The organism is Pseudoalteromonas qingdaonensis (genome assembly GCF_038739665.1).
GTDB lineage: Bacteria > Pseudomonadota > Gammaproteobacteria > Enterobacterales > Alteromonadaceae > Pseudoalteromonas > Pseudoalteromonas qingdaonensis.
The window spans coordinates 116,991-137,933 of the sequence record NZ_JBCGCU010000007.1 but is presented as its reverse complement, the minus strand read 5'-3'; the positions used below and the strand labels follow the sequence as shown (position 1 = coordinate 137,933).

General features: G+C 48.8%; 21 protein-coding genes and 10 tRNA genes. 19 read left to right on the top strand and 12 right to left on the bottom strand.

Going from position 1 to position 20,943, the window contains the following annotated elements:
* The first annotated feature begins 33 nt into the window (after window positions 1-33).
* Entirely contained in the window at window positions 34-765 is a 732-nt protein-coding gene (gene cysZ, locus WCN91_RS08405) for a sulfate transporter CysZ (protein WP_342678076.1), read from the top strand.
* A 2-nt stretch (window positions 766-767) separates the two neighbouring features.
* On the top strand, window positions 768-1,172 hold the full coding sequence (locus WCN91_RS08400) for a VanZ family protein (RefSeq protein WP_342678074.1): 405 nt from the start codon (window positions 768-770) through the stop codon (window positions 1,170-1,172).
* Window positions 1,173-1,203: 31 nt separating this feature from the next.
* Here WCN91_RS08400 and rlmM read toward each other — a convergent pair whose 3' ends face one another.
* From rlmM to hemA, 11 genes are all read right to left on the bottom strand, one after another.
* The gene (rlmM, locus tag WCN91_RS08395) at window positions 1,204-2,289 is read right to left on the bottom strand and encodes a 23S rRNA (cytidine(2498)-2'-O)-methyltransferase RlmM (RefSeq protein WP_342678072.1); all 1,086 of its coding nucleotides are present in this window, start codon (window positions 2,287-2,289) and stop codon (window positions 1,204-1,206) included.
* A 9-nt stretch (window positions 2,290-2,298) separates the two neighbouring features.
* Window positions 2,299-2,664, bottom strand: coding sequence for a DUF423 domain-containing protein (locus WCN91_RS08390; RefSeq protein WP_342678070.1), 366 nt, complete (start codon window positions 2,662-2,664; stop codon window positions 2,299-2,301).
* A complete protein-coding gene (locus WCN91_RS08385; protein ID WP_342678068.1) occupies window positions 2,661-3,287 on the bottom strand; it encodes an alpha/beta family hydrolase in 627 nt (208 codons plus the stop codon). Before WCN91_RS08385 ends, WCN91_RS08390 begins: the two co-directional genes overlap by 4 nt.
* Window positions 3,288-4,187 (bottom strand): transcriptional regulator GcvA, encoded by a 900-nt coding sequence (locus WCN91_RS08380; RefSeq protein ID WP_105200646.1) that lies wholly within the window; start codon window positions 4,185-4,187, stop codon window positions 3,288-3,290. It abuts the gene before it with no gap.
* A 141-nt stretch (window positions 4,188-4,328) separates the two neighbouring features.
* The gene (gene kdsA, locus WCN91_RS08375; RefSeq protein WP_342678065.1) at window positions 4,329-5,183 is read right to left on the bottom strand and encodes a 3-deoxy-8-phosphooctulonate synthase; all 855 of its coding nucleotides are present in this window, start codon (window positions 5,181-5,183) and stop codon (window positions 4,329-4,331) included.
* Between the two features lie 10 nt (window positions 5,184-5,193).
* Entirely contained in the window at window positions 5,194-6,447 is a 1,254-nt protein-coding gene (locus WCN91_RS08370; protein WP_342678063.1) for a DUF819 family protein, read from the bottom strand.
* Window positions 6,448-6,459: 12 nt separating this feature from the next.
* Window positions 6,460-7,260 carry a tetratricopeptide repeat protein gene (locus WCN91_RS08365; protein ID WP_342678061.1) on the bottom strand — a complete coding sequence of 267 codons (801 nt, stop codon included), beginning with the start codon at window positions 7,258-7,260 and terminating at the stop codon, window positions 6,460-6,462.
* 94 nt (window positions 7,261-7,354) lie between these two features.
* Window positions 7,355-7,726 (bottom strand): SirB2 family protein, encoded by a 372-nt coding sequence (locus WCN91_RS08360; protein ID WP_342678059.1) that lies wholly within the window; start codon window positions 7,724-7,726, stop codon window positions 7,355-7,357.
* Window positions 7,727-7,762: 36 nt separating this feature from the next.
* Window positions 7,763-8,617 carry a peptide chain release factor N(5)-glutamine methyltransferase gene (gene prmC, locus WCN91_RS08355; protein WP_425416024.1) on the bottom strand — a complete coding sequence of 285 codons (855 nt, stop codon included), beginning with the start codon at window positions 8,615-8,617 and terminating at the stop codon, window positions 7,763-7,765.
* A 1-nt stretch (window position 8,618) separates the two neighbouring features.
* Window positions 8,619-9,704, bottom strand: a complete 1,086-nt coding sequence (gene prfA, locus WCN91_RS08350; protein ID WP_342678057.1) for a peptide chain release factor 1 — start codon at window positions 9,702-9,704, stop codon at window positions 8,619-8,621.
* Between the two features lie 7 nt (window positions 9,705-9,711).
* A complete protein-coding gene (gene hemA / locus WCN91_RS08345) occupies window positions 9,712-10,968 on the bottom strand; it encodes a glutamyl-tRNA reductase (RefSeq protein ID WP_342678055.1) in 1,257 nt (418 codons plus the stop codon).
* 217 nt (window positions 10,969-11,185) lie between these two features.
* On the opposite strand from hemA, the gene lolB reads away from it, so the two are divergent.
* From lolB to WCN91_RS08265, 16 genes are all read left to right on the top strand, one after another.
* On the top strand, window positions 11,186-11,770 hold the full coding sequence (gene lolB / locus WCN91_RS08340; protein ID WP_342678053.1) for a lipoprotein insertase outer membrane protein LolB: 585 nt from the start codon (window positions 11,186-11,188) through the stop codon (window positions 11,768-11,770).
* Window positions 11,771-11,778: 8 nt separating this feature from the next.
* Window positions 11,779-12,636: a 4-(cytidine 5'-diphospho)-2-C-methyl-D-erythritol kinase gene (gene ispE, locus WCN91_RS08335; protein ID WP_342678051.1), complete on the top strand. Its 858-nt coding sequence runs from the start codon at window positions 11,779-11,781 to the stop codon at window positions 12,634-12,636.
* A gap of 123 nt (window positions 12,637-12,759) precedes the next feature.
* Window positions 12,760-13,707: a ribose-phosphate pyrophosphokinase gene (locus tag WCN91_RS08330; RefSeq protein ID WP_105200654.1), complete on the top strand. Its 948-nt coding sequence runs from the start codon at window positions 12,760-12,762 to the stop codon at window positions 13,705-13,707.
* A gap of 241 nt (window positions 13,708-13,948) precedes the next feature.
* Window positions 13,949-14,572, top strand: a complete 624-nt coding sequence (locus tag WCN91_RS08325) for a 50S ribosomal protein L25/general stress protein Ctc (RefSeq protein ID WP_342678048.1) — start codon at window positions 13,949-13,951, stop codon at window positions 14,570-14,572.
* A gap of 34 nt (window positions 14,573-14,606) precedes the next feature.
* Window positions 14,607-15,176: an aminoacyl-tRNA hydrolase gene (gene pth / locus WCN91_RS08320; RefSeq protein WP_342678131.1), complete on the top strand. Its 570-nt coding sequence runs from the start codon at window positions 14,607-14,609 to the stop codon at window positions 15,174-15,176.
* Window positions 15,177-15,204: 28 nt separating this feature from the next.
* Complete coding sequence (gene ychF / locus WCN91_RS08315) at window positions 15,205-16,296, top strand: redox-regulated ATPase YchF (protein ID WP_342678046.1); 1,092 nt, start codon at window positions 15,205-15,207, stop codon at window positions 16,294-16,296.
* A 200-nt stretch (window positions 16,297-16,496) separates the two neighbouring features.
* Window positions 16,497-16,573 (top strand) — tRNA-Met (locus WCN91_RS08310).
* A gap of 113 nt (window positions 16,574-16,686) precedes the next feature.
* Window positions 16,687-16,771: transfer RNA gene (locus WCN91_RS08305), tRNA-Leu, on the top strand.
* 140 nt (window positions 16,772-16,911) lie between these two features.
* Window positions 16,912-16,986 (top strand) — tRNA-Gln (locus WCN91_RS08300).
* Between the two features lie 5 nt (window positions 16,987-16,991).
* Window positions 16,992-17,076: transfer RNA gene (locus tag WCN91_RS08295), tRNA-Leu, on the top strand.
* A gap of 37 nt (window positions 17,077-17,113) precedes the next feature.
* Window positions 17,114-17,188: transfer RNA gene (locus tag WCN91_RS08290), tRNA-Gln, on the top strand.
* A gap of 5 nt (window positions 17,189-17,193) precedes the next feature.
* A tRNA-Leu gene (locus WCN91_RS08285) sits at window positions 17,194-17,278 on the top strand.
* A gap of 38 nt (window positions 17,279-17,316) precedes the next feature.
* Window positions 17,317-17,391 (top strand) — tRNA-Gln (locus WCN91_RS08280).
* A 1-nt stretch (window position 17,392) separates the two neighbouring features.
* Window positions 17,393-17,469: transfer RNA gene (locus WCN91_RS08275), tRNA-Met, on the top strand.
* 121 nt (window positions 17,470-17,590) lie between these two features.
* Window positions 17,591-17,675 (top strand) — tRNA-Leu (locus WCN91_RS08270).
* A 94-nt stretch (window positions 17,676-17,769) separates the two neighbouring features.
* Window positions 17,770-17,854 (top strand) — tRNA-Leu (locus WCN91_RS08265).
* Window positions 17,855-18,030: 176 nt separating this feature from the next.
* On the opposite strand, the gene WCN91_RS08260 is transcribed toward WCN91_RS08265, so the two are convergent.
* Window positions 18,031-19,194: an FAD-dependent oxidoreductase gene (locus WCN91_RS08260; RefSeq protein WP_342678044.1), complete on the bottom strand. Its 1,164-nt coding sequence runs from the start codon at window positions 19,192-19,194 to the stop codon at window positions 18,031-18,033.
* Window positions 19,195-19,461: 267 nt separating this feature from the next.
* Here WCN91_RS08260 and miaB point away from each other — a divergent pair, with 267 nt between their 5' ends.
* Entirely contained in the window at window positions 19,462-20,898 is a 1,437-nt protein-coding gene (gene miaB, locus WCN91_RS08255; RefSeq protein ID WP_342678042.1) for a tRNA (N6-isopentenyl adenosine(37)-C2)-methylthiotransferase MiaB, read from the top strand.
* Window positions 20,899-20,943: the final 45 nt, after the last annotated feature.

Sequence of the window (20,943 nt, the reverse complement as noted above, 5' to 3'; positions counted from 1 at the left end):
CAAACCATACCCTGTAACACTTTGAGGTAAAGCATGCAGTTAGGTCGCGGATTTGAATACTTTTTTAGTGGTTTCCCTATGATCACCGAAAAAGGCCTAAAGCGCTTTGTACTGATCCCTCTATTGATCAACCTAGTGATTTTCGGCACATCCCTGTTTTTTATTTATGGTTGGCTAACCGATGCCTTCGCCTGGATTAATGCCCAGCTACCCGAGTGGCTGTCCTGGCTTGAGTGGCTATTGTGGCCTTTAGCTTTTTTGGTGGTGCTCTTTAGCTATTCGATGATCTTTACGGTGATCACTAATTTTATCGCCGCCCCCTTTAACGGCCTCCTCGCCGAGAAAGTGGAATTACATTTAACCGGGCAGCGCGTCAACGACGATGGTCTGCTCGATACCATGCGCGATGTACCACGTATGCTTGGCCGGGAATGGACCAAGCTATGTTACTACCTGCCCCGCGCCATCGGCTTTTTTATCCTGATGTGGTTCCTACCGATAATTGGACAGATCATCTGGGCGCTCTTTACCTGCTGGATGTTCGCCATTCAATATAAGGATTATGCCTTCGATAACCATAAGGTGAGCTTTGCTGATATGAAGCGCGATTTAAATGCACATAGAGGACTGTCCTACGGCTTTGGCGCCGGGGTGATGATCTGTGCCATGATCCCCATTCTCAACATGATAGTCATGCCAGTGGCCGTGTGTGGCGCCACCAAGTTGTGGGTGGAGAATTACCGTAACAATTATCGCGGGCAATAACGATGAAAAGCAGTTGGCAATGGATGCTGATGTTATTGGCGCTTGGCTTTTTTGCGTTTTTGGGCTGGATCATCTATCTCGCTAATACAGGCCAGCCAAGCATCTTTTTTGACTTGGTCAGAGCCCTGCCCTATGGCGATAAGCTGGGCCACTTTGTGCTCTTTGGCGCTGCTACCTTGTTGCTGAGCCTAGCACTTAAAGCCGCCTTCTGGCGCCTTGGCAGGGTAAAACTCTACTGGGGTGCCTTAATCGTTTTTCTCTTTGCTCTAAGCGAGGAAATAAGCCAGGCCTTTGTTGCCAGCCGCACCTTTGATCTGGTGGATTTAAGCGCCGACGTTTTCGGCATAGCCGCGGCCAGTTATCTGGTTAGCCTTTTGGTCAAGCAATACAAAAAAAGCCAGAGTTAGTCTCTGGCTTTTTTCATCATCTCAAACGAGATTAGCTAAAAACGTTTTGCGGTACACGCAGCACTTGCAGATGTACCGTAACCTCTTCACGATCATGATAGAGATGCTTGGCCTGCAGGTTGTATTTAACGCCGTACTCATGCAGTTCATCGCGAATGCGCTGAAGGTTCTCATACACGGTATCAAAGCGCTTTTTCATTGGCAGTTTAAGGTTGAAAATCAACTCTTTCGCAAAACCGTTCACCGCCCAATCTATCATTAGCTCGGTCACGCGGCTTGGCTTTTCCACCATGTCGCACACCAACCAGCTGATATTACGACGCTCAGGGCGGAACTTAAAGCCGTCTTCGCGGTAGTGCTTCACCTGACCACTGTCCATCAAAGCCTGATCCATAGGGCCATTGTCTATGGCCTGTACAAACATGCCACGGCGCACCAACTGATAGGTCCAACCGCCAGGGCAAGCACCCAGGTCCACCGCTTTCATACCTGAGGCTACACGCTCTTCGCGCTCATCTTCTGGCACAAACATCATAAAGGCTTCATCCAGCTTCAGGGTTGAGCGGCTCGGTGCATCCTTAGGATAACGCAGGCGCGGGATACCCATATACAAAGGCGAGTTGTTAAAGCTAAACGAATAACCCACATAAACGGTATCGCTGGCGATAAACAGCACATGCAAGGTCGGACGGTTTTTCACCTGTTGACGCAGCAGGGTTTCTTGACCCTCTAATGCCTTGGCCAGTGGATTGCTGATTTTTTTACATAACTTGGAAAGCTCTTTGCCTTCATTGGTATCACAGGTTTCCACACGCAATTCACCGCACAGGGGGAATGACTTGGCCACCTCACAAATGCTACCAACACGGTCGTCGATAGGCATTTTTGCCACTTGCGTGCCGATAAACCACTGGCGGGCAAAGATCATGTCCTTAAACGGGATCTTCTTGATCAGGTATTCAGCTTCATCATGGCTATAGCAATGATATGCCACTAAGGCCGAATTCGGCTTCGTCTTAACATAACCGCCCACACCCAGGTTACTGGCGTGATGAGTGATCTCTGCGGCAGCGTCGTTTTCGAAACCAGCGCGACAATAAATAACGATACAGGACATGGTAATGACTTATTTCATTTGTAAAAGTTTAATAACCATCGCCGCCCAGGCGACAATAAAGCACAGGCCACCTAAAGGAGTAATAGGGCCAAACCACTTAATGCCGGTAAGGGCCAAAGCGTACAGACTGCCACTAAATAATAGGATGCCGGCGAGCATAAAGTAGCCGCTGACATTAAATTGCATCCCGAGTTTCCCCAGCACGCCGATTAAAATGAGCCCAAGTGCATGATACATCTGGTATTCAACCCCGGTTTGAAAGACGCCGATAGCGTGCTCCGAGAGTCGACTTTTTAGGCCATGAGCGGCAAAGGCGCCGAGTATAACACCGAGCCCGGCGAAAATCGCGCCCAGCACCAAAAATAACTGACTCATAGCTGCTCCTTAATAAAGTTTACAGCAATATCTGCTGCCTGCCGCCAATTACCCTGCTGGGTATAACCGCTTTTTTTACGTGGCACCAGGGAGTGATCGCCATCGCTCAGCCAATGGATTTGTGCCGGGCGGGTGTCGGCAAGCTGGCTTAATTCGTCTTGCTTGCCAAAGGTGTCCCGCTCCCCCTGAATAACGCAAAACGGCACCTTGATATCACTAAAATGGCCAACCCTGAGTTTGTCTTTTTTCCCCGGAGGATGAAACGGATAGCCAAAGGCTACTACTCCACGCACCTCTGCACTTATTCCTTCGGGCTGCGCCACCAGCATACTGGCCATACGACCACCCATGGATTTACCACCGATAAACAGGGGCAAGTCATCTTGTTGTTGTGTCAGTTGCTCATTAAAACTTACCAGCAACTTATCGGCACGTTCCGGCGGGCGGCGCTTACCTTCCGCCTTAGCTTTTTCCATATAGGGAAAATCAAACAAGCCCACACTAATGCCCTGCGCCGCCATTAAGCGCGCCAGCTCTTGCATAAACTCGCTGTCCATACCGGCACCGGCACCATGGGCAAAAATAAATTGAGCAATCGGCTGCTCTGCATTAAACCACTGCATTTAAAGTTGCTCCTGCTCTTTTTCTACCAGGCCTAACATCCATTCTTTGAAGGACACGATTTTACCCAGCTCGGATTGTGACTCGCGAAATACCAGATAATAAGCATTTTTACTTTCCAAGCTGTGATTAAAGGGCACTATCAAACGTCCGGCGTCGATTTCAGGTTTTGCCAATACCAGGTTCCCTAAAGCCACCCCCTGACCATGGGTTGCGGCCTGCATGGCCATGGACGAGTGGGAGAAAATCGGTCCCTGATTAACCTGAACATTACGCACCCCAGCGGTTTTCATCCACACCTTCCAAGGACGTCGGGTGGTGTCGTGCAACAGGGTGTGATTTTGCAGATCCTGTGGCTCGTTCAAAGGCTTGGGCCCGGTGAGCAGCATGGGGCTACACAAGGGCACCAGATATTCCGTATGCAGCTTATGGGTTTCCACCCCACTCCAATGGCCACGACCATAATAAATGGCTACATCCACATCATCTTGCAGCGAGTTGTCGTCCTGATCCTGTGCCTTAATTCGCACATCGATATCCGGATGCTGTTCGTTAAACAGGCTTAAACGTGGCACCAGCCATTGAATGGCGAAACTTGGCGTCAGGCTGACGGTTAAGGAGCCCTTGGCACCGCGAGCAAGGAGCCTTTCGGTGGCATCGTCCAGCTGAGTGAAGATCTCTTTAATATCGAGAAAATAACCCTGACCTTCTTCGGTCAGCAATAAAGAGCGGTTCTTACGTAAAAATAATTTTAAGCCAAGATGCTCTTCTAATGTTTTGATCTGATGGCTCACCGCGGCCTGAGTAACATAAAGCTCTTCTGCAGCCTTGGTAAAGCTTAAGTGCCTTGCCGCAGCTTCAAAAGCCTTGAGTGAATTAAGAGGGGGAAGTCGCCGAGCCATAGCAATAGATTAGTTTTTTTAATTTGAGCTGATTATATACAAAGGCCTTCAAGATGCCAATTTAGTGCGCAGCACTGGCTCAAACATAAAAAAGCCAGCAACTAGTGCTGGCTCTAAAGCGGTAAAATAAATCTAGGCTACTTACAGATCGCTGGCGCTGGTATCTAGTGGTTCAAAGCTTTTTACCAGATCATCAATGGCCTTCATTTGCGTCAAATACCCTTCTAACTTAGCCAATGGTAAGGCACAAGGACCGTCACATTTGGCTTCATTGGGATTTGGATGCGCTTCAATAAACAAACCAGCGATACCCAGTGCCATACCACTGCGTGCCAGCTCTGCGGCCTGTGCACGACGGCCATCGGCGCTGTCGCTGCGTCCGCCTGGGCGCTGCAAGGCATGAGTGGCGTCAAAGATAACTGGAGCCATGGCTTTCATATCGTCCATACCCAGCATATCAACCACTAGATTGTTATAACCAAAGCTGGTACCACGCTCACACAGGGCTACCTGCTCATTACCGGCTTCGGCAAATTTCTTGATGATATGACGCATTTCGTGCGGCGCTAAAAACTGCGGCTTTTTCACATTGATCACATTGCCGGTTTGCGCCATGGCCATCACCAGGTCGGTTTGACGTGCCAAAAAGGCAGGCAACTGAATAACATCAACCACTTCGGCCACAGGCGCTGCTTGATATGGTTCATGCACATCGGTGATCAAAGGCACATTAAAGGTGTTTTTGATTTCCTCAAAAATCTTTAAACCTTCTTCCAGACCTGGGCCACGATAAGAATTAATCGACGAGCGATTGGCCTTATCAAAAGAGGCTTTAAACACGTAAGGAATGTTTAACTTGCTGGTCACTTCCACATAGTGCTCAGCGATGCGCATGGCCAGATCGCGAGACTCCAACACATTCATGCCACCGAACAGAACAAAGGGTTTGTCGTTGGCCAGTTCAATGGCGCCAATATTAATTTGTTTAATGGTCATTTTTAATTCCTTAAGGGGCGACCGACTGCATGATCAAGCCGCAAATATAAGCCATATACGTACCTACGCCGTAACCCAGTACAGCCAACAATACACCCACAGGGGCTAGCGAGGGGTGAAAAGCCGAGGCTACTACCGGAGCCGAAGCCGCACCGCCAACATTGGCCTGCGAGCCCACCGCCATATAAAACAGTGGCGCCTTAATGGCCTTAGCAACAATCAACATCAAGGCCGCGTGAGTCAGCATCCAGATAGCACCCAAGACAAAGTACCATGGGGTATCGAAGATGGCGGTGACATTCATATGCAAACCGATAGAGGCCACCAGAATATACAAGAAGCTAGATGCCACTTTTGAGGCGCCAAAGGCTTCGATATGGCGCACTCGGGTAAATGACAGGGCAATACCTAAAGTGGTTGAAATCACGATTAGCCAGAAGAACTTGCTGTTTAAGCTGTATTCTTGCGCCCAGGCAAACTGGTCGAAATAAGGCGCCAGTATATCGCCACAGAAATGAGCCAAACCGGTAATACCAAAAGCGATGGCGATTATGGTCATATAATCATTCAAGGTCGGCAGGCGTGCATGCTCGGCATGATAGGCTTCGACGCGTTTTTTAAGATCTTCGATGGCGCTGGTGTCGGCGCCGGTTTTCGCATCTATGGCTTTATGGTTACCAGCCATCAAGAGCAATACCGCCATCCAGAGGTTGGCAACAATGACATCCACGGTCACCATGGCGGAGAAGATATCTCCCCCAACGTCAAACATTTCCTTCATCGAGGCCTGGTTAGCCCCGCCGCCTATCCAGCTGCCGGCTATGGTGGTCATGCCACGCCACACGGCATCAGGGCCATGACCGCCAACTACCTCGGGGTTTACCGCACTCATCACCAGAATGGCCAAGGGGCCGCCTATGACTATGCCGACTGTACCGGTCAGGAACATGATCAGCGCCTTAGGGCCAAGGTTAATAATGGCCTTTAAGTCGATACTGATGGTCAGCAAAATCAAACAGGCTGGCAGTAAATAGCGCGAAGCCACGTGATACACGCTGCCTGCGCTTTGCTCAGAGACAACGCCAAAGGTATTAAGTAAAGAAGGCAGGAAGTAACACAGCAATAGCGCCGGTACATACTTATAAAAGGTCCTTAGCCAGTGGTTTTGACTGTGGGCAGTTTTAAAAATCACGCCGAGAATAACGGCGAGCAGGCCCATCACCACGGCTGGATTGCTGATCATGGCCTCAGCAGGTTGATCCATAATGATTCCTTATTAGTGTAGTGTGTTGTTATTATTGTCGAGCTCATCAATTTGATGGCGCACTATCTCAATGCCTGGGTCGTCCGGGCATTCTTCAACAAAGAAACGCAAGTCTTCTTTGGCCAGCTCCGGGCGATTAATCTGATTGAGCAAATAACCACGGTCGCGACGCTCGTAAGGGTCGTCACCTATCAGCTCTAACAACAGCTCAGCGCAGGCCAAGGCGCTGCCAAAACGCTCGGCGGCAATAAAAGCCCATTTTTGATGAGCCAGATACAGCTTATAGATTTCTTCGTCTATAAGCAGCTCAGGGCTTTGCTCTGGCTCGGCGTTTTCCGGCTGCAGATGCCACATTTGCTGGCCCGAAGTCGGCTCGATCAGGTAATGCTCCTGATCGCTAAAATGCACCTGCACCATCACGCTTTGATCCACCAGCACCAGATCCGCATTAAAACCTGCGTCCTCTAAGATACCATGCAAAATAATGCCCAGCGCCAGGCTGTTTCCGGTGCGATAAAGCAAGGCAAAGTACACGCTGTTCAGGCGATACTCGGGCAGCTCCTGATGGGTGCCACTAAAGCCCCATTCGCTGTAGAAATTATCGACCACAGCATCCAGTGCCTGGTGTTTATCATCTTCATAACGCGCAACTATTTCATGCGCTTGCTGCTCTAACTGCTGCAATTGCGTATAGGCTTGCTCGGCCTGAGCCTGGGCCTGCCAGCGTGATTCGGCGGCAATACAACGGTTTATGGCGCTAACACTGTAGCTGTGCTCTAAATCAAATTGGTCATCTAACCAAACATCAGACATAGATAGGGATATCTCACAGGCAATAAAATGGCCACTAGTTTACCTAGGATCGCCCTAAGATACCAATTTCACTGCGTTAGCGCCGTATTCACGGCTAGAAAAACGCAGATTTAGTACCCGCCAAATAGCCAATTGCCAACAACACCAAGGTGTTAACTCCCAGCCATAGCCATTTTTTCCCTTTACTTTGCGCTTTAAGTAGCTTAAAGCCAATAACAATATAGGCCACAACTAGGATGATTTTTTGCCATAACCAGGGCATGGTCAACGGATTCATGCTGGCCACAATGAGTAGCGCCACCGCGCTCACTAGTAATAGGGTGTCGATTACATGACTGCTGATAAATACGACCTTGTTGGCGGCAATTTTGCCACTGCCAAGGCGCGAAAAGGCGCGGACATAAAAAAGCACTACACTGAGTAGCACAAATAACACATGCGTGTGTTTGATAGCGATATAATCCATGTTCTTCCTTAAGGGTCTTATTATTTTATCTTTATTCTATGCACACCCGGGCACCAAGTCGGCCAGAGTAATGCGGTCATTGTCACCTAAATCGCGCTCGGTGCGGGCATTAATGTAACCATGCTCGGTGAACAATTGACGCACCGCAGCCCCTTGCTCGTAACCATGTTCAAACATCAGCACACCGGGGCGCGCTAAAAACGCTTTGGCATGAATAATAATATGCTCTATATCGGCTAGCCCCTGCTGCGCGGCAACCAGGGCGCTAAGCGGCTCAAAGCGCACATCACCCTGCTGCAAATGGGGGTCCGCCGCATCGATATAAGGCGGATTGCTGACGATTAAATCATATGTAACATCATTAAGGGCGCTAAACCAGTCGCTGTGTATAATTTGCACATTGCTAAGCCCTAGATTTTGTTTATTTTTTAGTGCTAATGCCACGGCATCCGCGCTGGCATCAAGGGCATCGATGTGCCAGTTGGGGCACTCAGAGGCCAGCGCCAGGGCTATGGCTCCGGTGCCTGTGCCAAGATCTAGCATTCTGGCGTTATCCGGCAAGGCTAATGCTAGGGCTTGCTCAACCAGAGTTTCGGTATCGGGGCGAGGAATAAGGGTGCTGTTATTAACCATGATGGGCAGCGACCAGAACTCCCGCACTCCGGTGAGGTGAGCAACGGGATGACCGGCGCAGCGCTTTCCCAGTAGCTGCGTAAAGTCATGGTATTCCTGTTCGCTAAGTGGGCGGTCGCCCCAGGCAAAAAGGTAACTGCGGGGGCGTTGCAAGACATGCAACATCAGCACCTGAGCGTCAAGTTTTGGCGAGTCGCTCAGGGCTTGCAGGCGCTTTGTGGCCGCTGACAAGGCATCATCTATGGATGGCAGTGCCAACTTATTCCTCTCCCATCGCCGCCAGTAGGTCGGCCTGATGCTCAAGTAAAAGTGGGTCGATAACCGCGCCCAGTTCGCCGGCAACGATTTCGTTAAGGCGATATAAGGTTAAATTGATACGGTGGTCGGTAATACGACCTTGCGGGTAGTTATAGGTGCGAATACGCTCAGAGCGATCACCGCTACCTACCAGGTTACGGCGTTGCGTTGCTTCTGCGGCCTGACGCTTTTCTGTTTCTGCCTGCTCTAGGCGAGCGGCAAGTACAGACATGGCCTTAGCGCGGTTCTTATGCTGTGAACGCTCGTCCTGACACTCAACCACCACACCGGTTGGTAAGTGAGTAATACGAATTGCCGAGTCGGTTTTGTTAACGTGCTGACCACCGGCGCCGGAGGCGCGGAAGGTATCAACCTTGATATCCGCCGGATTGATTTCAATGGCTTCTGCCTCTGGAATTTCAGGCATCACGGCCACGGTACAGGCAGAGGTATGCACTCGGCCCTGAGATTCGGTTTCTGGTACACGCTGTACACGGTGGGCGCCGGATTCAAACTTAAGTTTGCCGTAAACGCCATCCCCCTTGATATTAGCAATCACTTCTTTATAACCGCCGTGCTCGCCTTCGTTGGCGCTAACTACTTCCACCTGCCACTTTTGTGACTCGGCGTAGCGACTGTACATGCGGAACAGATCACCGGCAAAAATCGCCGCTTCGTCACCACCGGTACCGGCACGTACTTCAAGGAAGACGTTGTTGTTGTCTTTTGGATCTTTAGGCAGCATCAGCACTTGTAGCTCGTCTTCAAGAGACTCAATTTGGCCTTTGGCTTCTTTGAACTCTTCCTGCGCCATTTCACGCATATCCGGATCTGAGTCTTTGAGCATTTCTTCTGCTGCGGCGACATCATCCTGCGCCCGCTGGTATGCGGTAAAAGTTTTTGCTACTTCTTCGAGCTCCGAATACTCTTTAGATAAAGCGCGGAAACGATCCTGATTGCCGATCACCTCGGGATCACTGAGCAACGCCTGCACTTCTTCATAGCGTTCCACTAAGGATTCTAACTTATGGTATACGGACTCTTTCATCTGTTTGTTATTCCTGGTTAATTCCTAACATCTTCTTCATTTGTGCCAACTGCCCCAGCTCGCCTTTTTCAGCGGCGTCTTTAATCGCCTTGGTAGGAGCGTGCATCAAACGATTGGTCAATTTATTGGCCAGCTCGACCATCACCTTGTCCGGTTCTTTGCCGCTGGCAAGCTGGCTTAGCGCCCGCTCTAACAATTGTTCTTTGGTTTGCGTTACCTCGTTGCGGTAATCGCGGATCATATCGAGCGAGTCAAGGGACTTCAGCCAACTCGCAAACTCTTCCACCTTGGCGGCAATAATGCTCTGTGCCTGCTGTGCTGCCAGCTCTCGCGTCGCCATATTTTCACTCACTATGGCCTGCAGATCGTCCACCGAATAAAGGTAGGCATCGTCAAGTTCCGCTACCTGGCTTTCGATATCCCGCGGCACGGCGATATCGATAAACAGCATAGGCTTGTTTTTACGAGTGCGCAGCGCCTGCTCAACCACACCCTTACCGATAATGGGCAAGGTACTGGCGGTGGAGCTGATCACTATATCCGCATTGGCCAGTTGCTCGGGCAATTGCGCTAAAGAGATCACCCCGGCGGCAAATTCATCGGCGAGATTACGGGCCCTATCCAGAGTACGGTTTGCCACCGTCATGGACTTGGGTGAATGCTGATGAATATGGCGCGCTACCAGCTCTATGGTTTCGCCGGCCCCGATAAGTAAAACGCTGGTGTTATTAAGTTGACCGTAAATATGCTTGGCCAGATTCACCGCTGCATAGGCAACAGAAACCGCGCTGGCACCTATATTGGTCTCGGTACGTACTTGCTTGGCCACCGAGAAGGTACGCTGGAATAAGCGCTCGAACAGTACGCCAACACCGCCGTTTTTCTTGGCGCTGGCATAAGCCTGTTTAATTTGCCCAAGAATTTGCGGCTCGCCCAAGACTAAGGAGTCCAGGCCACATGCCACCTTCATCAAGTGAGCTATGGCATCATTATGGTCGTAACTGTAAACATTATCGGCCAGCTCTTCGATATCCAGACAATGGAATTCGGCCAGCCACTGTAATACCTGCTCAGGTGTGCCGCTCTCTAGCGAGCAATAAATTTCGGTGCGGTTACAGGTCGAAACAATCACGGACTCAGCGAATTCATCCTGCATGGTGAGTTGCTGTAGTGCACGATCAAGCTGCTCCGCCGAAAAGGCGACTTTTTCTCGTAAATCAACGGAGGCCGTTTTGTGATTAATACCCAGTGCGACTATGGTCATGGTGACAACTATTGCTTAACAACCAATTTGATTAAATACCTACTCATTGATAAATTAGCGCACACAAGCACCTTACCGGCAAATGAATTTTTACGATGTCGGTAAACGCTTTAATCGACGCTAAATACAAATCGCTTGCAATTAATATTGGTCAAAACCTGCTACAAGCGAATAATTTTACGAAAATCAAGCGAATAAGAAAAGGCAGGAAAGACATTTGATTAACTTTCGATTGATTTTGCTGGTGTTTTTTTTGTTTATCACTGGCTGTGCTCAACAAATCCCAAAATCCACCACCCCAGATGACAACTGGCGCCAGCAACTTGCGACCATCTCTCATTTTAGTGCCGAGGGAAAAATGGCCTTTATTTCGCCACAAAAGCGCCAATCGGCTAACTTTGTGTGGCAACAGCAAAATAAAGACTATGAACTGGATCTCAACACCTTTATCGGCACCAATGTACTGCGCCTGCAAAAGCAAGGTGAGCAGGTACTCCTGGAAGTGGATGATGAGCATTATCAAGACAGTAACGCGCAGCAACTGGTTTACCGCTTAAGCGGCTGGTTGCTACCTTTGACTGAGCCACAAAGCTGGCTGCTCGGGCAACTTGAAAGCGATGCCCAGATGGATGAGCTAAAACGCGTGCGCAGCGCCCACTGGCTAAGCCCGGATCAGCGCCGCTGGCAAATTCGCTATGAGCAATTCGAGGCCATAAACGGCGTCTGGTTGCCTACCCGCATCACCCTGGTTCATGAGTCACTGCGGGTAAAACTTTTAATTAATCAATGGCAAGTGCAATGAGTAGTGCAATGAATTTGGAAACTTTGAGCGCTATTGCCCCAGCAAAGCTCAACCTCTTTTTACATATTACCGGGCGTCGCGATGACGGTTACCATGAACTGGAAACCCTGTTTACTTTTCTCAATTACGGCGACACCTTGCATTTTAAAGAGCGCCCTGATCAGGAAATAGTTGTCGCTCCCATGCCCGGCGTAGCCAATAGCGATAACCTTATCTATCGCGCCGCGCGCATGCTGCAGCAGCGTTATGAAGAATTAGGCTATGCCCATAAAGGCGTCGACATCAGTATAGACAAGGTGCTGCCCATGGGCGGCGGCGTTGGCGGCGGCTCATCCGATGCGGCCACCACACTGCTGGCTTTAAATAAAATGTGGCAACAGCGCCTAAGCCTGGCACAACTGGCTGAACTTGGGGTGTCACTGGGCGCCGATGTACCGGTTTTTATTCACGGCTACAGCGCTTTGGCGCGCGGCATAGGTGAGCAATTACACACCGTGGAGCTGCCTGAACGCTGGTATTTGGTGGTGCATCCTCAGGTGCATATTAGTACCGCCGCGGTATTCACTCACCCCGACTTAATACGTGATAGTGAGAAACTTCCAGAGCAGTGGCAAGTGGCCGAGCAGCGTAACGACTGTGAGCCGCTGGTCAAAAAGCTGTACAGCGAGGTTGAAAAAACACTGATGTGGTTGTTAAAATACGCCCCGTCGAGAATGACTGGCACTGGGGCATGTTGCTTCGCTGAGTTCGAAAACGAACAAGCCGCACGCAATGCTCTAGAAAAGCTGCCTGAAAAATGGCATGGCTTTATTGCCAAAAACCTGAACAAGTCGCCCGCTCATACGGCACTTGGTTTAGAGAAGTAAAGTGTTTAAGTTAGCCTGTAACCAGGCATAATCCTGCACTATTGCAAACCTTGGTTTGCCATCGCAGTCAATATGCTTAACTTACAAGTTAGTCCCAAATTTCAGTGCCCGAGGACCCCTACCGTGCCAGACATGAAGCTCTTTGCTGGTAATGCAACGCCTGAACTTGCTCAAAAAGTTGCAAAACGTTTATATATCGAACTAGGCGATGCCGAGGTTGGTCGTTTTAGCGACGGTGAAATCAGTGTGTCTATTAATGAGAACGTCCGTGGATCGGACGTTTTTATTATCCAGTCTACCTGTGCGCCAACTAACGACAACTTGATGGAATTGATCGTTATGGTTGATGCACTACGTCGTGCATCAGCAGGGCGTATCACCGCCGTAATTCCTTACTTTGGTTATGCTCGCCAAGACCGCCGCGTGCGTTCTGCTCGTGTACCTATCACGGCCAAGGTTGTTGCCGACTTCCTATCTAGCGTAGGTGTTGACCGCGTACTAACCGTTGACCTACACGCAGAGCAAATCCAAGGCTTCTTCGATGTGCCAGTAGATAACGTATTCGGTAGCCCGGTACTAATCGAAGACATGAAGCAGCGTAACTTTGAAGATGTTGTTGTTGTGTCTCCTGATATCGGCGGTGTAGTACGTGCCCGTGCTATCGCTAAGTTGCTAGACGACAAAGATTTAGCAATTATCGACAAGCGTCGTCCGCAAGCCAACGTATCACAAGTAATGCACATTATTGGTGATGTTAAAGGCCGTGACTGTATTATCGTTGACGATATGATCGACACCGGTGGTACTTTATGTAAGGCAGCTGAAGCGCTGAAAGAGCATGGCGCCAAGCGCGTTTTTGCTTACGCCACGCACCCAGTGCTTTCTGGTAAAGCAGCCGAGAACCTGCGCAACTCAGTAATCGATGAAGTGATTGTAACTGATTCAATCCCACTATCTGATGAACTAAAAGCGCTTGACAACATCAAGGTATTGACCCTTGCCGATATGATGGCCGAAACCATTCGCCGCATCAGCAACGAAGAATCAATCTCAGCGATGTTCGAGCACTAAGCTCAACATCTTATCAAGGGCTTGGGTTCTCCCAGCCTTTTGAAAAACACCGCAATCGCTTAGCCATTAGCTCTGAGCAATTGCGGTGTTTTTTTATATCTCTTGTTTATTTTATAAGGGCGCGGTGGTACTATAGCGCGCCTTTTTTGATTGGTGATTGTTTAAACTGTCATCAATCGGCTAAGACTTTTGGTCGCGAAGGTCTTAAAACTTAAATCATTTACTTATTTTTGGAGACGTTATGTCTAACATTTCTTACACATTTGATGCAGAAGTACGTGCTGAGCTAGGTACTGGTGCGAGCCGCCGCCTACGTCGTGCAGACAAAGTTCCTGCGATCCTTTACGGTGCAGACAAAGAAGCTGTATCACTTACGCTTGATCACAACAAGATCATCCAAGCCCAAGCACACGAAGGTTTCTACACTCACATCCTTACGCTAAACATCGGCGGTGAGTCAGTTGAAGCGATCCTTAAAGACGTTCAACGTCACCCGTACAAGCCTAAGATCACTCACTTAGACTTCCAACGTGTTGACGCTAACTCTAAGATCCACACCAGCATCCCTGTACACTTCATCAACGAAGAAGTAGTAGCTAAGACAGGTGCAACTATTGTTCACCAGCTAACTGAGATCGAAATCACGTGTCTTCCTAAAGCACTTCCTGAGTTCATCGAAGTAGACGTAGCTGCACTAGCTGCAGGTGATTCACTACACCTATCTGACGTTAAACTTCCTTCAGGTGTTACTTCAGTTGAGCTTGCTAAAGGTGCTGATCACGACCAAGCAGTTGTAACTGTTGTTGCTCCTAAAGGCGCTGCAGCTGAAGACGCTGAAGACGCAGAAACTGAAGCAGCAGAATAAGGTTTAAGGTGTTAGCACCTTGAATACTATTCAAATGCTAGTGGGCCTGGCTAATCCAGGCCCCGAATATAAAGATACTCGCCATAATGCAGGGGCATGGTTTATCGAAGAACTGGCCGCCCGTTACAACTGCACCCTCAAGCCCGATAGCAAACACCACGGCCTAACCGGCAAGGTGCTTATTGCTGGCACAGAATATAAGTTATTGATCCCCACCACCTATATGAACCTCAGTGGTAAAGCCGTCTCAAGCCTGGCAAACTTTTATAAGATCCCAGTTGAGAGTATTCTTGTCGCTCATGACGAGATGGACTTAGAGCCTGGCACAGCCAAATTAAAAAAAGGTGGCGGTCATGGTGGTCATAACGGCCTTAAAGACATCATTGCCAAAATGGCCAATAATAAAGAGTTCATGCGCTTACGCATTGGCATTGGTCACCCCGGGCACAGAGATAAAGTAACTGGCTGGGTACTTGGCAAGGCACCGGCGGCAGATCAAGAAAAGATCGATGCAGCGGTAGATGAAGCGGTGCGTTGTATGGAAATTTTGGCGAAAGATGGCGTGCTTAAAGCACAAAACAGACTCCATTCATTTAAGCCTTAGGCTTAAAGATTAAATAGGTATTAAGAATATGGGTTTTAAATGTGGCATCGTTGGCTTGCCTAACGTAGGTAAATCAACTCTATTTAACGCACTTACTAAAGCTGGTATTGAAGCGCAAAACTTCCCGTTTTGTACCATTGAACCAAACACGGGTGTAGTTCCTGTTCCAGATACGCGCCTAAATCAATTGGCCGAAATCGTAAAACCACAGCGTATTCTACCTACGACCATGGAGTTTGTGGATATTGCCGGTCTGGTAAAAGGCGCCTCTAAGGGTGAAGGCCTAGGTAACCAGTTCCTTGCCAACATTCGTGAAACAGATGCCATCGGCCACGTGGTTCGCTGCTTTGAGAACGAAAATATCGTTCACGTAGCAGGCACAATCGACCCAGCTGACGATATCGATGTTATCAATACCGAGCTTGTACTAGCCGATATGGATACCGCCGATCGCGCCATGCAGCGTCAAGCGAAAAAAGCCAAAGGTGGCGACAAAGACGCTAAATTTGAAATTCAGGTACTTGAGAAAGTAAAAGCCCACCTTGATGAAGGCCTAACGCTACGCTCATTAAGCCTGGAGAAAGAAGAAAAGGCGGCTATCGATTACCTTAACTTCTTAACCATCAAACCAACCATGTACATTGCCAACGTCAATGAAGATGGCTTTGAAAATAACCCACACCTGGACAAGGTACGTGAAATCGCCGCTGCAGAAGATGCTGTTGTGATCCCAGTTTGTGCCGCCATCGAAGCGGAGCTTTCTGAGCTTGATGATGAAGATCGCGAAGAATTTATGGCCGACTTGGGCCTTGAAGAGCCGGGTCTTAACCGCGTAATCCGTGGTGGTTATGAGCTGTTAAAACTGCAAACCTACTTCACCGCCGGTGTGAAAGAGGTTCGTGCCTGGACTATTCCAGTGGGTGCAACGGCGCCACAAGCCGCAGGTAAGATCCACACCGACTTTGAACGTGGCTTTATTCGCGCCCAAACTATTGCTTTTGCTGACTACATCGAATTCAAAGGTGAAAGTGGTGCCAAAGAAGCGGGTAAGATGCGCCAAGAAGGTAAAGAATACATAGTTAAAGACGGCGATGTGATGAACTTCTTGTTCAACGTATAAAAACTTTTGACCTTAAGAAGCCCGCTGTTAGCGGGCTTTTTTGTAGGCTTTTTAAGCAAGGTAAGTCGATTTTTATTCGCTTCGTTTGTTTTTCAGGCAAACGATTCATCCTGAATATGTTTTTCGCAAAAAGGTGTTGACGCGCTTTCACCATATCAGCATAATACGCCCCGCATCAGCGATGATGACAAACAAAAGTTGGCTACGTAGCTCAGTTGGTTAGAGCACATCACTCATAATGATGGGGTCCCCTGTTCAAATCAGGGCGTAGCCACCATTTTCCACTACCAAGGAGAATGGAAAACTAGTTTGTATGCAAAAGTATTAGAATTGGCCGATGTCTTGAATTAGACGCTGGATTAAGGTTCCATAAAAATACTTAAGCGAAATGCGGGAGTGGCGGAATTGGTAGACGCGCTGGATTTAGGTTCCAGTATCTTCGGATGTGTGAGTTCAAGTCTCACCTTCCGCACCATGTTCTTAAAGTTAGAACTAAAATAACTTTGTTTCGTTGGAGTATCGCCAAGCGGTAAGGGCAGAAGGAGAGAGGTTTTGATCCCTCACTCGTCCACCCCCAGATTCAAATCCTGGACCAATAAAGATTTGAGATTTCGTTGGAGTATCGCCAAGCGGTAAGGCAGCGGGTTTTGATCCCGCCATTCCCAGGTTCAAATCCTGGTACTCCAGCCAACCTTGCGGGAGTGGCGGAATTGGTAGACGCGCTGGATTTAGGTTCCAGTATCTTCGGATGTGTGAGTTCAAGTCTCACCTTCCGCACCATGTTCTTAAAGTTAGAACTAAAATAACTTTGTTTCGTTGGAGTATCGCCAAGCGGTAAGGCAGCGGGTTTTGATCCCGCCATTCCCAGGTTCAAATCCTGGTACTCCAGCCAACCTTGCGGGAGTGGCGGAATTGGTAGACGCGCTGGATTTAGGTTCCAGTATCTTCGGATGTGTGAGTTCAAGTCTCACCTTCCGCACCATGTTCTTGATAAGAACTAAAACATATCAACCCTTTAGTTGGAGTATCGCCAAGCGGTAAGGCAGCGGGTTTTGATCCCGCCATTCCCAGGTTCAAATCCTGGTACTCCAGCCATGGCTACGTAGCTCAGTTGGTTAGAGCACATCACTCATAATGATGGGGTCCCCTGTTCAAATCAGGGCGTAGCCACCATTTTCTTGCTACCAATAAGAAAATGGTATAAAACACAAAATATGAATGCGGGTGTGACGGAATTGGCCGATGTCTTGAATTAGACGCTGGATTTAGCTTCCCTCTCAGAACGCGAAAAAATGCGGGAGTGGCGGAATTGGTAGACGCGCTGGATTTAGGTTCCAGTATCTTCGGATGTGTGAGTTCAAGTCTCACCTTCCGCACCATGTTCTTGATAAGAACTAAAATTATCATCTTAATACATGCAAATGAGACGTTGGACTTAGCTTCCATAATCAATTTGGATGTAAATAATACATTGCGGGAGTGGCGGAATTGGTAGACGCGCTGGATTTAGGTTCCAGTATCTTCGGATGTGTGAGTTCAAGTCTCACCTTCCGCACCATGTATTAACCTTCATAGTTATCCTTCAAAAATATCAATCCTGATTCTTAATCATTTAAACACCCTTAAACTTCTTTCTATCCGTTCGTTATATACCTGATTTGTTATGACATAAAAAAGCCGCCCTATTGAGCAGCTTAGAAATACTTTCAGTCGCTTTACCTTAAACGTTTTTCTTTAAGTAATGCCACCCATGGCGTGTTTCAATACCTGCTTTTTAATGGGGCCAGCCTTATTCGCCGCCGTCAGAGCCAAATTACGCAAGTGTTTAAGTGGCGATAGGCTGTTCGAGAAACCAAAGTAACAGGCATCCATCATACTCATCATCAGCAGATTGTCCGTACGTCGCGTGCGTTGGTAATGCACCAGTGCGCCCGCTAAGTTCGCGCTGGTATCAGCTAGCGCCTTGGCAAGTGCATCCACATCTTTAAAGCCAAGGTTAACCCCCTGCCCCGCCAAAGGGTTAATGGTGTGGGCAGCATCACCAATTAGTGTAACGCGTCGGCCGATATAGGTATTTGCATGCTGACGAGCTAAGGGGAACACGGCGGCGGTTTCTATCTCAAAGTCACCAGGCAGAGTAAAAAAGTGCGCTTCGATCTGTTTCTTTAACGCCGCTTTATCCAGCTGTTGCAGTTGCTTAAGCTTAGCGCCTTCGTCATACCAAATAAGATTGGCATAGGGATATTGCATGGGTAGAAACGCAATAGGACCACTGGGTTTAAATTGTTGCCAGGTTTTCGTTTGTTGTGGGGCGTCCAGCTTTATCAGTATGCCCATACAATGTTGCTGATACTGCCAACCGGTTACACCAATGCCCGCCAATTGACGAATACGAGAGCGGCCACCGTCAGCGGCAATGATCAAATCGCACTCAAATTGCTCGTGTTCATAGATAAGAGTTGCCCCTTGAGACGTCTGCAGCAATTGCAGAGCGGGTCCCTCGGGTGAGCAAACCTTGATGTCGTATTGCTCGAACTGGGCCCACAATGCTGCTTGTAGAAGCTTGTTCTCAACCAGGTGCCCTAAATGACTGGCGCCGAGTTCCTGGCAGTCGAAAAGTAGCTGCTCAGGCTTATCTTCATACGCTTCCAACTGGGTGTATGGTGCAATACGGTTTTGACGCAAAGCCGGCATAGCTCCCAATTCATCTAACAGCTGTTCAGAAAAACGGTTAATAGCGGATACGCGAATATCAACCTGCTCGCTTTGTAGAACCGCCTGCGGGTCTATTACCTGCTGCTCGATAACGCATACCTGCATGCCCTGCTTGGCAAGCTTGATGGCACAGGCTGCGCCCACCATACCGCCACCGACAATCAGCACCTGTTTTACACTCATTGGCCTTGTCTCTTATTCTTGTTTCGCTGGCGCAATTGTAACCCAGTTCTTTAGGCAAATGGCAGTTGTTGACATCAAGATGTCAAGCATCTTTGATTTACTGCACCCCAGCGCGGCAAATATCAAAACTATACTTGGCTCATAGCGCGATAGCATATAAAATACGCGTCCTTTAGGCTAAGCTAAGTCAATGACTACAGGTTCAGAGTATTAATTTGGCCTAGTCGTGCATAGTCAGTACCGGATTGAAAACGAGGCAATATTTCAATGAGCAAAAAGCTGCATATTAAAACCTGGGGTTGTCAGATGAATGAATATGACTCCCAGAAAATGGCGGATCTTCTAGATGATACCAATGGCTATCAACTAACCGAAGAGGCCGAAGATGCGGACGTGATTTTGCTTAACACCTGCTCTATCCGTGAGAAAGCACAAGAGAAAGTATTCCACCAGTTAGGCCGCTGGAAGCCATTAAAAGATAAAAACCCGGATCTGGTTATCGGTGTGGGTGGCTGTGTGGCCTCACAAGAAGGCGACACAATTCGCCAACGCGCGCCTTTCGTTGATATCGTATTTGGCCCGCAAACCTTGCACCGCCTGCCGGAAATGATCCAGCAAGTACAAGCCAAAGAAGGCTCGGTCGTCGATATTACCTTCCCAGAAATCGAGAAGTTCGACCGTTTGCCAGAACCTAAAGCAGAAGGCCCAAGTGCATTCGTTTCAATTATGGAAGGCTGCTCTAAGTATTGTACTTTCTGCGTGGTGCCTTACACCCGTGGCGAAGAAGTAAGCCGCCCTCTTGATGATGTTTTGCTTGAAGTGGCTCAGTTGGCTGAGCAAGGCGTGCGTGAAGTGAACCTGCTAGGTCAAAACGTAAATGCCTACCGTGGTGCCACCCATGATGGCGAGATCTGTTATTTCTCAGATCTACTGCGCTATGTTGCCGCCATTGATGGCATCGACCGTATTCGTTACACCACATCGCACCCGGTTGAATTTACGCAAGACATAGTCGATGCCTATGCCGATGTGCCTGAGCTAGTTGACCACTTACACTTGCCAGTACAAAGTGGCTCAGACCGTATCTTAAACCTGATGAAGCGCGGCCATATGGCGATGGAATACAAGTCGACAATTCGTGCCCTGCGCAAGGTGCGCCCTAACATCAGCATGAGCTCAGACTTTATTATCGGCTTCCCAGGTGAAACCACCGAAGACTTTGAAGCCACCATGAAGCTTATCAATGACATCGGCTTCGATATGAGCTTTAGCTTTATCTACAGCGCTCGCCCTGGTACGCCGGCGGCCGATTTACCGGATGATGTAAGCGAAGACGAGAAAAAGCAACGCCTATACATTTTACAAGATCGCATCAACCAAATGGCGCAGAAGATCAGCCGTGATATGTTTGGTACCGAGCAACGTATTTTGGTTGAAGGTCCTTCGAAGAAGAACCCAATGGAACTGCGTGGCCGTACCGAAAACAACCGTGTGGTAAACTTTGAAGGTCCACACTCGGTGATCGGTCAATTTGTGGATGTACGTATTACCGAAGCACTGCCAAACTCACTGCGTGGTGAACTTATCCGTACCGAAGCAGATATGAACCTGCGTCGTGACGTAGCCCCAAGCGATATTCTCGCCAAGGCACCAAGCGAAGAGCAAACCAACGAGATTGGTGTGGGTACCTTTACTCCTAATTAATGAAAAATAATGCGCTGTGGCCAAGGCTACGGCGCCAATCAACAG

Bases quoted from the DNA above. Each gene is read 5' to 3' on its own strand.
- cysZ (WP_342678076.1), top strand. From the start codon at position 34: ATGCAGTTAGGTCGCGGATTTGAATACTTTTTTAGTGGTTTCCCTATG.
- hemA (WP_342678055.1), bottom strand. From the start codon at position 10,968: ATGACCATAGTCGCACTGGGTATTAATCACAAAACGGCCTCCGTTGAT.
- WCN91_RS08370 (WP_342678063.1), bottom strand. From the start codon at position 6,447: ATGGATCAACCTGCTGAGGCCATGATCAGCAATCCAGCCGTGGTGATG.
- ychF (WP_342678046.1), top strand. From the start codon at position 15,205: ATGGGTTTTAAATGTGGCATCGTTGGCTTGCCTAACGTAGGTAAATCA.
- WCN91_RS08360 (WP_342678059.1), bottom strand. From the start codon at position 7,726: ATGGATTATATCGCTATCAAACACACGCATGTGTTATTTGTGCTACTC.
- ispE (WP_342678051.1), top strand. From the start codon at position 11,779: ATGAATTTGGAAACTTTGAGCGCTATTGCCCCAGCAAAGCTCAACCTC.
- WCN91_RS08380 (WP_105200646.1), bottom strand. From the start codon at position 4,187: ATGGCTCGGCGACTTCCCCCTCTTAATTCACTCAAGGCTTTTGAAGCT.
- rlmM (WP_342678072.1), bottom strand. From the start codon at position 2,289: ATGTCCTGTATCGTTATTTATTGTCGCGCTGGTTTCGAAAACGACGCT.
- WCN91_RS08390 (WP_342678070.1), bottom strand. From the start codon at position 2,664: ATGAGTCAGTTATTTTTGGTGCTGGGCGCGATTTTCGCCGGGCTCGGT.
- WCN91_RS08260 (WP_342678044.1), bottom strand. From the start codon at position 19,194: ATGAGTGTAAAACAGGTGCTGATTGTCGGTGGCGGTATGGTGGGCGCA.
- WCN91_RS08365 (WP_342678061.1), bottom strand. From the start codon at position 7,260: ATGTCTGATGTTTGGTTAGATGACCAATTTGATTTAGAGCACAGCTAC.
- WCN91_RS08400 (WP_342678074.1), top strand. From the start codon at position 768: ATGAAAAGCAGTTGGCAATGGATGCTGATGTTATTGGCGCTTGGCTTT.
- prfA (WP_342678057.1), bottom strand. From the start codon at position 9,704: ATGAAAGAGTCCGTATACCATAAGTTAGAATCCTTAGTGGAACGCTAT.
- WCN91_RS08385 (WP_342678068.1), bottom strand. From the start codon at position 3,287: ATGCAGTGGTTTAATGCAGAGCAGCCGATTGCTCAATTTATTTTTGCC.
- kdsA (WP_342678065.1), bottom strand. From the start codon at position 5,183: ATGACCATTAAACAAATTAATATTGGCGCCATTGAACTGGCCAACGAC.
- pth (WP_342678131.1), top strand. From the start codon at position 14,607: ATGCTAGTGGGCCTGGCTAATCCAGGCCCCGAATATAAAGATACTCGC.
- miaB (WP_342678042.1), top strand. From the start codon at position 19,462: ATGAGCAAAAAGCTGCATATTAAAACCTGGGGTTGTCAGATGAATGAA.
- WCN91_RS08325 (WP_342678048.1), top strand. From the start codon at position 13,949: ATGTCTAACATTTCTTACACATTTGATGCAGAAGTACGTGCTGAGCTA.